The organism is Streptomyces sp. NRRL S-920 (assembly GCF_000717945.1).
Classification (GTDB): Bacteria; Actinomycetota; Actinomycetes; order Streptomycetales; family Streptomycetaceae; genus Streptomyces; species Streptomyces alboniger.
In genome coordinates this window covers 1-939 of the sequence record NZ_JODF01000144.1, presented here as the reverse complement: position 1 = coordinate 939, position 939 = coordinate 1, and the positions used below count along the sequence as shown (strand labels likewise).

The following is a 939-nucleotide window of genomic DNA, read 5'->3' as shown; positions in this document are numbered from 1 at the left end:
TCCTTGCGGTGCGCTGGGGCGGGGGGCCAGGTGGGGAAGGTCCATGCGGTGCGCTGAGGTGTAGGGCCGGGCGGGGAAGGTCCCTGCGGTGCGCTGAGGAGTGGGGGCCGGGCGGAGAAGGCCCCGCGATGCGCGGGGGCGTGGGGGCTGGGTCGGGGTCAGGGGCCGGGCGAGGGTGTGTGTCACGCTGGGGCCCGGTTCGGGAGGAAACGCGAAGGGGCTGAGTGTGGGGAGAGGGCGATGGCGCAAGGTCGGCAGCGCGCTGTGGCGGGTGGTGGCCGTATGGGCCGTCAGCACGCTGACGATGCTCGTACTCGCCGGGCTCCTGCCCGACTTCAAGCTCCAGTCCGAGGACGGCGACAGCTCCACCCGCATCGCGGTCACCGCCGCCCTCGGCGCCGGCGCCTTCGGTCTGCTCTCCGCGCTGGTGTGGCCCCTGCTGGTCCGCGCCCTGCTGCTCGTACCCGCCCTCGTCCTCGGCCTGCTCGCCTTCTTCCTCAACGGGTCGCTCCTGCTGCTCGCCCTGAGCCTCATCCCGGCGGGCCGTGGCGAGGCCGGGGCGGAGACCGCCGTGGTCGTGGCCGCCGTGATGTCCGCCGTCGCCTCGGCCACCGGCGGTGCCCTCGCCGTGCGCGACGACGACGCCTACCGGCGGCGCCTGTACCGGCTCGCCGACCGGCGCAGGCGCCGCGGCGCCCAGGGGCAGCCCGGCCCCCTCGCTCCCGGCACCGTCTTCATCCAGCTCGACGGCGTCGGCCATGACGTCCTTCAGGCCGCCGTCGCCAAGGGCCTCATGCCCACCGTCGCCCGATGGCTCGGGGCGGGCAGGACAGGCGAGGCAGGCGGCACCGCGGCCGCCCCCCGCGCGGAGGCCCCCGGCGCGGCCGCCCCCGGCGCGGCCGCCCCCGGCGCGGCTGCCCCCGGCGCGGCTGCCCCCGG

The 939-nt window shown here is 77.5% G+C and carries 1 protein-coding gene; it reads left to right on the top strand.

All coding sequences use genetic code 11. The features are described 5' to 3' along the window. Positions 1–226: 226 nt before the first annotated feature. A partial coding sequence (locus tag IG54_RS0137245) for a phage holin family protein (RefSeq protein ID WP_030795644.1) occupies positions 227–939 on the top strand: 713 nt, incomplete at its 3' end.